Annotated in this window: 8 protein-coding genes and 1 pseudogene; 4 read left to right on the forward strand and 5 right to left on the reverse strand. The window is 70.3% G+C overall.

Going from position 1 to position 9,968, the window contains the following annotated elements; genetic code table 11:
* Positions 1 to 12: 12 nt before the first annotated feature.
* Positions 13 to 1,620: an aldehyde dehydrogenase (NADP(+)) gene (locus tag AB0E67_RS32530; protein ID WP_362033610.1), complete on the forward strand. Its 1,608-nt coding sequence runs from the start codon at positions 13 to 15 to the stop codon at positions 1,618 to 1,620.
* A 59-nt stretch (positions 1,621 to 1,679) separates the two neighbouring features.
* Here the strand turns inward: AB0E67_RS32530 and AB0E67_RS32535 are convergent.
* Positions 1,680 to 1,783 (reverse strand): annotated as a pseudogene (locus AB0E67_RS32535) (IS5/IS1182 family transposase); the annotation flags it as partial.
* A gap of 24 nt (positions 1,784 to 1,807) precedes the next feature.
* Between AB0E67_RS32535 and AB0E67_RS32540 the strand changes: the two are divergent.
* Positions 1,808 to 1,945, forward strand: a complete 138-nt coding sequence (locus AB0E67_RS32540) for a hypothetical protein (protein ID WP_362033613.1) — start codon at positions 1,808 to 1,810, stop codon at positions 1,943 to 1,945.
* 780 nt (positions 1,946 to 2,725) lie between these two features.
* On the opposite strand, the gene AB0E67_RS32545 is transcribed toward AB0E67_RS32540, so the two are convergent.
* Both AB0E67_RS32545 and AB0E67_RS32550 read right to left on the reverse strand, forming a co-directional pair.
* Positions 2,726 to 3,910 (reverse strand): FAD-dependent monooxygenase, encoded by a 1,185-nt coding sequence (locus AB0E67_RS32545; protein WP_362033615.1) that lies wholly within the window; start codon positions 3,908 to 3,910, stop codon positions 2,726 to 2,728.
* Positions 3,907 to 6,936 carry a LodA/GoxA family CTQ-dependent oxidase gene (locus AB0E67_RS32550; RefSeq protein ID WP_362033616.1) on the reverse strand — a complete coding sequence of 1,010 codons (3,030 nt, stop codon included), beginning with the start codon at positions 6,934 to 6,936 and terminating at the stop codon, positions 3,907 to 3,909. The genes AB0E67_RS32545 and AB0E67_RS32550 overlap by 4 nt, the downstream gene beginning before the upstream one ends.
* A gap of 696 nt (positions 6,937 to 7,632) precedes the next feature.
* Between AB0E67_RS32550 and AB0E67_RS32555 the strand changes: the two genes are divergently transcribed.
* The gene (locus tag AB0E67_RS32555) at positions 7,633 to 7,941 is read left to right on the forward strand and encodes a hypothetical protein (protein WP_362033619.1); all 309 of its coding nucleotides are present in this window, start codon (positions 7,633 to 7,635) and stop codon (positions 7,939 to 7,941) included.
* A 118-nt stretch (positions 7,942 to 8,059) separates the two neighbouring features.
* Here the strand turns inward: AB0E67_RS32555 and AB0E67_RS32560 are convergent, their stop codons facing one another.
* Positions 8,060 to 8,527, reverse strand: a complete 468-nt coding sequence (locus AB0E67_RS32560; RefSeq protein WP_362033622.1) for a hypothetical protein — start codon at positions 8,525 to 8,527, stop codon at positions 8,060 to 8,062.
* Positions 8,528 to 9,031: 504 nt separating this feature from the next.
* Here AB0E67_RS32560 and AB0E67_RS32565 point away from each other — a divergent pair.
* Positions 9,032 to 9,280, forward strand: a complete 249-nt coding sequence (locus tag AB0E67_RS32565) for a hypothetical protein (RefSeq protein ID WP_362033625.1) — start codon at positions 9,032 to 9,034, stop codon at positions 9,278 to 9,280.
* Positions 9,281 to 9,320: 40 nt separating this feature from the next.
* On the opposite strand, the gene AB0E67_RS32570 is transcribed toward AB0E67_RS32565, so the two are convergent.
* On the reverse strand, positions 9,321 to 9,968 hold a 648-nt coding region (locus AB0E67_RS32570; RefSeq protein ID WP_362033627.1), incomplete at its 5' end, for a phosphotransferase.

The raw sequence follows: 9,968 nt of genomic DNA on the forward strand, positions 1-9,968 counted from the left end.
AGGTATACAGCCATGCCCCTCAGCGGAGCCATGTTCATCGGTGCCGAACGACGCCGGGGCAGCGGCCCGGCCGCCCGCTCGGCCGACCCCCGGACCAACGAGCCCTTGGAACCGCCCTACCCGGCGGGCGGTGCGCAGGACGTCGCCGACGCGTGCGCACACGCCGCGCGGGCCGCCGTCCACTACCGCTCCGTACCACCCGCCGAGCGGGCCGCGTTCCTGGAGCGGGTGGCCGACCGCATCGAGGACCTGGGAGACGAACTCGTCGACCGGGCCGTCACCGAGAGCGGTCTGCCCCGAGGACGGATCAGCGGAGAACGCGACCGCACCACCGGCCAGCTCCGCCTGTTCGCCGAGGAGGTCCGCGCCGGGGAATGGGCCGAGGTCCGCGTCGACCCCGCACCGCCCGCCGGCCGCCGCACGGCCGGACCCGAACTGCGCCAGCGCCACCTCGCCGTCGGACCGGTGGCCGTCTTCGGCGCGAGCAACTTCCCGCTGGCCTTCTCCGTGGCCGGCGGGGACACCGCGGCGGCACTCGCCGCGGGCTGCCCGGTGGTGGTGAAGGGCCATCAGGCCCATCTGGGAACCTCCGAACTCGTGGGCTCCGCGGTGGCGGCAGCCGTCCGGGACAGCGGACTGCCCGAAGGGGTGTTCTCGCTCCTCTTCGGGGCCGGCAGCGATCTCGGACAGGCTCTGGTGGCCGATCCCCGGATCCGTGCGGTCGGCTTCACCGGCTCCCAGGCGGGCGGCCTCGCCCTGATGCGTACCGCAGCGGCCCGCCCCGTCCCGATCCCGGTGTACGCCGAGATGAGCAGCGTCAATCCGGTGTTCCTGCTGCCGGGTGCGCTGCGCGAGCGGGCCGAGGACCTGGGCGAGGGATTCACCGGATCCCTGACCCTCGGCGCGGGGCAGTTCTGCACCAACCCCGGCCTGGTGATCGCGGTGGCCGGAGAAGACCTGGACCGGTTCGTCGCGTCGGCCTCGGCGGACATCGGCCGCAGCACCGCGCAGACCATGCTCACCTCAGGTATCCACCGGGCCTACGAGCGGGCCGCCGCCAGGCTGCGTGCCGGCGAAGGCGTACGGGAGATCGCCACGGGCCTGCCGGGAGAGGGCGAGAACACCGCGACGGTCCGGCTGCTGTCCGTGGCCGCCGACGTCTTCCTGAGCAACCCGGGCCTCCAGGACGAGGCCTTCGGCGCCGCATCGACCCTCGTCGTGTGCCGGAACCCGGAACAACTGGTCCGGGTGGCCCGAGCGTTGCGGGGGCAGCTCACCGCGACGCTCCACCATGGCGAAGGGGACGGGCCACTGGCGTCGGAACTCCTGCCCGTCCTGGAGGACACGGCCGGCCGCGTGCTGTTCGACGGCTGGCCCACCGGTGTGGAGGTGAGCCACGCGATGGTGCACGGCGGGCCTTTCCCCGCCACGTCCGACGGACGCACCACCTCGGTGGGAACGCTGGCGATGCGCAGGTTCCTGCGCCCCGTCTGCTACCAGAACCTGCCCGCCGGACTCCTTCCGCCGGAACTCGCCGACGACAACCCCTACGGCCTGCCCCGTCGGACGGACGGCAGCAGGGCGAACGCACCCGCCGACGGACCGGCACCGAGCGCCTGACCATCGGAGGAACGGGGGAACGGAGGGATGCCGCGCACCAGCGGTTCCAGGCCGAGGCCGTCGTGCATGTGTTGGCGCCGGAGATGCCCAGTGACAGGGGCAGCCCGTTCCGGTCGGTGATCAGGTGGACTTTCGATCCGCTCTTGCCACGGTCGGCCGGGTTCTCATCCAAAGCAGCGGACAGGTAGTGACGCTGGCCTCCGGCTACATGGAGGAGTTCATCGTCGGTGACATGCTGCGGGACGACATGGCCGACATCGCGGCCAGCCCGGTGCTCGACTTCTCCGCCATCCACCGCGGCCTCCCCGTCACCGTCACACGGTGACATCGCCGCCGTCCGCGGCGCGCACCGTGATTGGCGCCCGGGGCGGCACACGGTTCGGGCGCCGAACATCGTGTGGCGCTCGGGCAGGAAGACGCTACTGATCGCGAGCGGGGTTCCCCGTCAGGGATGGTGCGTTCCCAGGTGGCGAGATGAGGAGTTCGCCCCTGTGTGGTGCCCGCTCGTCGAACTGCCCGACCTGTGCACCCCGGCCGCTCGAACCCCGGGACGTCTTTCCGGTTCCGCGCCGGCCTCACCGGTCGGGCGGCGTGTTGCGGAGAGCTTCCTGAGCCGCCCGGACGCCCATGGACTGCCCCCCGCGCCGGGCCCACGGCTTGGAGGCGGGGGCACGAGTCCGAGTTCTTCCTCGGCTCTGGGCCGCATGAGGTCGCACGGCTTGACGCCGCCCAGCCGCAGCGCCGGGACATCGAACTGCGCGATCGTCGTACGGTCCTTCAGCGTCACGTGCTTGCCGTCGCCTGCCTCGCCCATTCCGCCGCCGCTGCATCCCGACAGGGACACCACCGACGTCGTCAACGCTGGTACGAATACCAGCGCGGCCCACCGCTGCATCCCCCATGTTTCCGCCATTCCCCGACAGCACCAACATGGGGGAAAGTACCGGTCCGGACGTCGTATTCGTGGAGAACGGGATGAGCACCACTCCGGAACGTGAACATCCCGGGTGCGGGAACGCGCCACCCGAATGGATGGGCCATCCGACCGCCGCTCGATCTGTGACTCTCAGTTCGGGGTCTCGGGGAATGTTCCGGCGCCTTCAGGCTATGCGGGCGGAGGCTGTCCGCCCGCTCGGCGGCGATTCCAGAAAGGGCTCAGGGGCCAGCGTTGCTCCTGGCCGTATGCATACGCATGGTTCTTTCGGTAGGCCGCCGCGATCCCATCCAGGAACGCCGTGTAGTCGGCGAGCGCGGCGCTCGTGCGCCGTCCGTCGGCGAGGCAGTCGGCCACGGTCTGTCCGGCGCGGGCACCGGTGTGCAGCGCGGTGAGGATGCCCTGCGAGGAGAGCGGGTCGAAGGCGAGGGCAGCGTCCCCGGCCGCCACCCAGCCAGGCCCGGCCGTCGGCGTGAGCCGCAGGCCGTGCGCAGGTGCCCAGCACGGTACGGGAGTTCCGGCCGGACCGTGCCCGGCCAGACGACGCCGGACATGGACGGTGCGGCTGAGCGCGTGCCAGAAGCCCTGCGGGGTGCGCAGCGGCGGGTCGGCGAGGTCGCCGTCGGTCAGGTGGGCGACCAGGCGCCCGGCCGCGATCCGGGTGGTGTACCACCAGCCGTGCGGAGCCGCCTCCACCAAGGTGCGGGCCTCGGCGTCCGCTTGGGCTGCCGGGTCAGCCGGGCAGCGGTCGGGGAACACGACGTACGCGGCTACGAGCCGGTCCTGCCGTCGGCGGTGGCCATGGCGGCGGCCGATGACACAGCGTCGGCCGGTGGCGTCGACCGTCCAGCGGGCGGACAGCTCCACCACGGCGCCGGTGGCCCGCTCGCGGACGATCAGGCGGTCGTCGAGCCGGTCCAGTGCGGTGGCCTGCCGCAGTTCGGCGCCGGCCGCGACGGCCGCATCCCGCAGAAAGGCGTCGAAGCGGAGCCGGTCGAGGTGCCAGCCGTGCCCGTACGGGTCGAACAGGTGGCTGCGACCGTGCAGCGCCGCCGACCCCCAGGCGGCGTATGTGCCGGTGGAGACGGGGTGACCGGAGCCCAGGAAGCCGTCCAGCAGCCCGAGGTCGCCCAGCAGCGGCCGGGCGACGGGCGGCAGGAACTCCCCGACCTTGAACACGGGCCGGCCGGGGGGCGCGGCGCGTGGCGGGGCCCGGCCGCCGTCGTCCAGCAGCTGAACGCGGTGGCCGGCCCGGGCCAGGACGAGCGCCGCCACAGCGCCGGCCGGACCGCCGCCCGCCACGACGGCGTCGACGGGCCCGGACAGGCGCGCGCGATGGGGCGGGGCAGGGGTCACCGGCTCGACCGGAAGCGCTTGACCTTGTCGATGAACCCGGCCGAGACCTCCTCGTCGGGAGCATCCGTCAGGGTGACCGCGGTGGCCAGGGCGGCCGCGCCCAGGACCGGGTCGGCGCCGCGGTCCACGTGCACGGTGATCAGGTTGCGCCCGGCCGGCGGTGCGGGCTCGGGCGGGAAGCTCACCTCGGACTCCACCAGGAGCTCGGCCGGGAGACGGGGATCGTCGGTGGGCCCGGGGCGGCGCTCGACCACCCCGAGCTTGCCGAAGTCCTGCACCATCGCGTTGATGGCGGCCGTGTAGTCGCGGGGCAGCCAGCGGAGCCAGGTGCGCCGGGTCTGGAACGCGGCCAGGCGATCGGCGATCGGGCGGGAGGTGTCGACAACGACGTCGTAGTCCTCCTCGGCGAGCACGTGGTTGGGCACCCGGGCCGGCCAGAAGGTGGGCAGGAACGGGTCGTAGGGGCCGAGGCCGGAGCCGTACTCGTAGCCGGCACGGCAGCTCGCGGTGTCGGTCTGCCAGGGCACGGCCATCCACCGGGTCAGGTCACCCGGCGCCTGGGCGTAGAGCGGGCCGTCGAAGGAGAGCGCGATCTCCGGGGTGAGCTTCGGGCCGTAGGAGGGAGTGGGCGTGAGCGGATCGCGGTGACGGATCCGGAAGGGGCTGGTGTACAAGGTGGTGTGGCGCATCGGCCAGGTGAGCTCGCAGCCGGGGTGGAAGGCGTCGGCGAGGCAGAACGACAGGGCCGCCCGGTCGAGGGTCGCGGGCTGGTCGGGGAACGGGATGTCGTCGAGGGTGGCGGGCAGTGCGGTGTGCGGGTCGTAGTCGTTGACGAAGTCACCGCCGGCCCACCGTTCGAGGAGCCGGTACTGGAGCGCGGAGAGCGTCACATGCTGCCGTACGGACTGGGGCGGCACGTTCATCGCGTCGCCGTAGACCGTCGGCCAGGGCACCGGTGACATGCTGTCGCGGTCGTAGTTGCGGACGGCGAGCCAGATCTGCCGGCGGAGCTCCCGCTGGACCGGTGAGGGATCCGCCAGCTCGGCGATTCGGGCGGGGGCGAGGAGGTCCTCGCGTCCGCCGAAGCCGAACTGGGTGGCCAGTCCCTTGTTGACCCACTGCAGATCGCACAGGCGGCGCAGCACGGGCAGGATGTCGCGGGTGAACGACACCTGCTGCGGTTCGGGGAGGCGGCCGTCGGTCACGAAGGCGTCCCGCACCAGGTCGTACATCGTGCGCACCGAGGTGAGTTCGGGCGCGTAGTTGGGCGGTGCGGTCACCACCCAGGCCGGTTCGACCGGGATCGGCCGTCCGCCGATGCTCACCTCGGCGGTGACCGGGCCGTCGGAGACGTCGTCGTGCCAGCCGTCATTGTTGGCGAAGGTGTCGGCGGGGGTGCCGGCCGCCGAGGCCGAGGCGCCGCGGCCGCCGAGGAAGATCAGCCGGCCGTTGTCGTCGGTGCGCAGCTCGCCGAGGTAGACGGGTTTGCCCATGAAGGTGCCGGTGTCGAAGCGGTGCTCGGGGGCGGAACGGTTACGGCCGCGTACCGAACGGGGACCGGGGTCGATGGTCAGGAGGTGGTCGCGCTGGGCGGCCGGAATCGTGGGGTTGCGCAGGTTGCTGTCGTCGGCCTGGCCCGCCTCCGGGATGTCGAGGGCGATCTGGAACTGGTACCAGGCCGCCTTCGAGTTGGCGATGTGCACGGTCCAGCGCAGGTCGGCGTTGTCGGCGGTCAGTTCGGCGACCGGCTCGCCGGCGGCGTTGTAGCCGTAGACCCGGAACCGGACGGCCTGGCGCTTCAGGGCGCCGGTGACGTCCTTGTAGCTCCCGGCGGGCAGCGGGGACGGCCCGTCGACCTCGGGGGCCAGGACGAAGTCGTCCATCGTGCTGTCGCCGACCCGGGCCACACCGATGGCCGGGTGCACGGCGGCCCGGACGATCCGGGTGTCGCGGGCCGCCGGTGGGATGATCTGCGGGCGGGCGGGGCCGGGCTCGGCCGTCGGGACGCCGTTTACATCGCGACGTTGTTCGGCCGAGGCCAGGTACACCGCCCTGCGCACGTCGGCGATGCTGCCGATCGGGCGGTGCTCCGCGAGGCTGTGCCAGGGGTTGAGGGCGAGGTTCTCGCCGTAGGCGGCCTGACCACGGGCGGTGATGTCCTGCTGCTGGAGGGTCAGCCGGGCCACCTTCACGGGAACGCTCTCGGACTCCTTCCAGCGCACGGTCGCCATGTCCAGCGGCATCGTCTCGTCGTCGGTGCGGAACTGGAGCATCAGATCGAAGACGGCCGGACCGGCCGCGAGCCGGTGGGCCAGGTCGGCGCCGAGGTAGGTGGGGTTCTCGTCGGGCGGCGTGGCGGCCGGGTCGCCGGGCTCGCAACCCGCGGGCACCAGCTTGTACTTGACGAAGCGCTCGGGTCCGAAAGCGTAGGGGAGCACGCCCCAGTAGGTGGCGGTGAGCACGCTCGGCTCGAACTTGGCCATCGCGTCGAGGATTTCGCGGGTGACCGGGTGGGCTTCCAAGTACGTGTCGTAACTGCCGTCGATGACACCGGCCTTGGTGAACTCACACATGTCCTGGGCGGTGTCGACGAAGAAGACGTCGTGGTTCTGCAGCAGCAGGTCCTGGGTGCCGGCCTCGGTGTAGCCCTCCAGCAGCTTCGGGCCGGGCACGCCGAACAGCTTGAGGCCGATGCCGAGTGTGGTCTTCAGGTCGGGAACGCCGGGCACGGTGTCGCTGGAGAACCGTACCCAGGCGTTCAGGCCGCCGGCCTGGGTACGGGCGTTCTCCAGGAAGCCGACGCGCATCTCGGGCGGCAGGTCGTCGGCGACCGTGAGCGTGCCGCGGGCGATGCCGTGTGGCTTGAGGAACACCGGCCGCTTGACAGGGTCCTGGCCGCGGGCCATCCGCGCGCCCTGGGTCAGGTCCACGAACATCTGCTTCAGGGCGCCGATCGCGTCCTCGGCACAGCCTGGCAGGGATGGCATCCCCGCGGTGTCGTCGAAGGGCTCGGGGGTCCCGGTCATGCTGTGCTCCCGTCGATGCGGTGGTCGGTCGGGGCCGGCGGACCGGCTTGGTCGACGCCGCTCGCGGCTTCCGGACCCCAGTCAAGCGTGCACAAACCTTCGAGGCGCGGCGCGTCGACGTACGCCCGGAACGACGAGGCCGCAGGCCCGATGCGGGCCGTTTCACTCCAATCGGCCAGCAGCGGTCGCCCCGACAGCGGCCCGGTGACAGCCTCGTCGGTGACCGGGCGACCGTCCCGGGGGAAAGGGAGGACCATGACCGAAGTAAGGACTGCGTGTTTCCGTCCATGGCGACCTGCCGCGCGAGGTGCTGGAGAGGATCGGGGACTCGGTGCGATGAGCCGTGCTCGAAGAGGTCGCGGAGCTCGATCTCGCGCCGCCGCTGCGTGAGGTGCCGTTCGGCAACGTCGGCTCTCCCCGCGACGCGGTGGAAGAGGTGATGCGGCGGCCGGAGCCGATCGGACCGCGTGATCCGGTGAAGCAGCCGGTTCACGATGTCTGGGCTCGGGCGGGAGCGCCGTCCAGGGAGCTGCGGAGTTCAGGCCCGGCAGGTCGCTTCGTGTACTCCGACCATGGGCGGACTGAACTTCCATCGCTGGAATGCCCGCGCAGGAGGATGAAATCTGATAGCGCACGAGCCCTGCGAGGAAGGTTCTGCGAGAAAGACGCCGAGTCTCTACTGAAGGAGTGGCTCCATTGCCTGAGATCGTGAAACTGCAGCCGGAGAACGGTGATGGCTATCTACCGCCTGTGTTCTACCTCAAGTTCGACCAAGAGGAGTTCCCGAAATTCCTCGCGAACCCCACAGGCACGCTCAGGGAGCTTGGCCAACCGGTGAACAATGTGTCAGTCGTCGTGAAAGATCACGTCTGGGAAACCAGCAAGCAGAGATGGATCACCGACCAGGACGATCCAGTTGTCCGGGATTTGCCTGGGTCCAGCAGCTGGGGGTGGCTGTGCGGATACCAGGACGAACAGTGCGTGTGCGAAAGAGTCCTCATGTAGTGCAACTGACGGCCCAGTGCATTGTTCGTTGAGCCGAAGCCGTCGGAGGTCGAACGGGGCATGCCCAGTCTTCGTCGACCGCCGACGGTTTCGGCTTGCGCCAGCTGGCCGTGTGGGTTCACTGGCACATGGAGGCCGCCGGAGGGGGATCGGTCTCATTCACAATGCGCAGCATTTCGGCAGAGGGCGCAAACTGCTTCGTCACGATCTGCGGGCAGCGTCGACACAGATCTCCGCCCTCCTGATGAAACCAGCGGCACTGCGTCCGGATCGGACACTTGGGCAGGTTGGCGACCACCTCGTCCAACAATGCGGCGCTGCGGGTGGCGATTTGGCAGGCTGCGTTCTTGAAGTGAATGCAGCCATTGGCGCGGCATGTGGCCGCGAACCGAAAGACCTCGGTGGGGGCTACAGGCCCTGCCATATCGATGAGCTCGGGAGTCACCGGCATCGCGCGTTCGGTCGGAATGATTCGCGTGCCATCCGTTGATCCGGACACGACTCCGATCAGAACCGACTCGGGCTGCGCCGGTGCGCTGGGACAGAGGAGCTCTTCGCTGATTCTGTCCGTCTCGTCGTGAGGCATGAATGCTACTGACCAGGGGGGTGCGGCTCAATTTTTCGCACCTGGAATCCTCCCGTGGCCGCATTTCGCTCCAGCGTCACTTCGAAGAGTGCGTCGGGAAAGTATCCGGCAACGACAGGTCCGCGGGACTCGATGTCGCCAGAGACGTTCCGGGCGGCGAGTGCGATTGCAACGCCCTCGGCGGCAGCCCTTGCGATCTGTTCTGGAGCGATTCTTTCCGCGTGCATCCATCCTCCAGTCGCCTTGGTGAGTGACCCCCCGATTAGCGAGCAACTCTGACATTTCACCATTTCGGGTCAGACGGCAACAAGGTGCCGCGCCGAAGTCCTGCGAATGGAGCTGGCGCGATCCAGGGGAGCGGCCGGCGCCGGTTGGCGAGGGCCGGGACGCTGGCGCGGTACCGAACCCCGACCGAGGAGGAGTGGGACGCTTTCCTCGCCCACTTCGAGAAACGGAAGGTGTCCATCGGCATCTCCGTACGCGCCTTCGGATCCCCTTGTATTCATGAGCATGCTTGCGCCAGGTGCTCACTTCCTCCGACCGGAGCCGGCCCGACGGACACGGCTCGTCGACATCCGCGACGATCTCATCGCCCGCATTGCCGAAGCCGAGACGGAAGGCTGGCTCGGCGAGGTCGAAGGTCTCCAGATCAGCCTGGCTGGCGACGAGGAGAAGCTCCGCCAGCTCGATCGGGGCCACGGGCAGCATAGGGCCGTGGACCTTGGCATCCCCACCACGCGTGGTGATCGATGAACCCACGAAGGTGGGATACCGCATGGCCCTCAACCAAGGATCAAACGCCCTTCAGAATACGATCAAGTGCCGCCCGGCCTGCGGGTCCCCAGTTCGGCTTGCCGCCGGGAAGACCTCGATCCCCGTTCTGCCCCATGAGCATCAGGAAGAGGCTCTTCATAGCGGCCAGCCCGCGGGCGCGCCGGATCGCCGCCTCGTCTGCATGCGCGTACATGTCGAAGAACCGTGAGGCCGTGCCCGCGGGCAGCAGCACCCATGCGGCGGAGAGGTCCCACGCCGGATCGCCGGCGAACATGCAACCGAAGTCGACGATGCCCGAGAGCGTTCCGTCCGAGACGACGACGTTCGCGGGATGGAGGTCGCCGTGCACCCACACCGGCGGGCCCTCCCACGCCTGGGCCGCAACGGCGTCGTCCCACACGGCCCGGACGTCGGCAGCGATGTCGTCGGGGGCAACGGCCCGGAAGAGGCTCTCGAAGCCGTCCGTGCAGTTCCCGGGATGGGCACCGCGGTCCGTAGCGATCGGCGCCTCGGCGGGCGCCTCCACATGGAGCGCCCGGAGGAAGCCCGCCAGGGTGTCGGCCGCGTGGGCACCGCGGCTGATCGAGCCGTGGTCCAGCGGCTCGCCGGGAACCCACGTCATCACGGTCCAGTACCTGGGGAAGCGCTCGGACGGTTCGCCGAACCG

The sequence above is a fragment of the Streptomyces sp. NPDC032161 genome, from assembly GCF_040636995.1.
Lineage (GTDB): Bacteria > Actinomycetota > Actinomycetes > Streptomycetales > Streptomycetaceae > Streptomyces.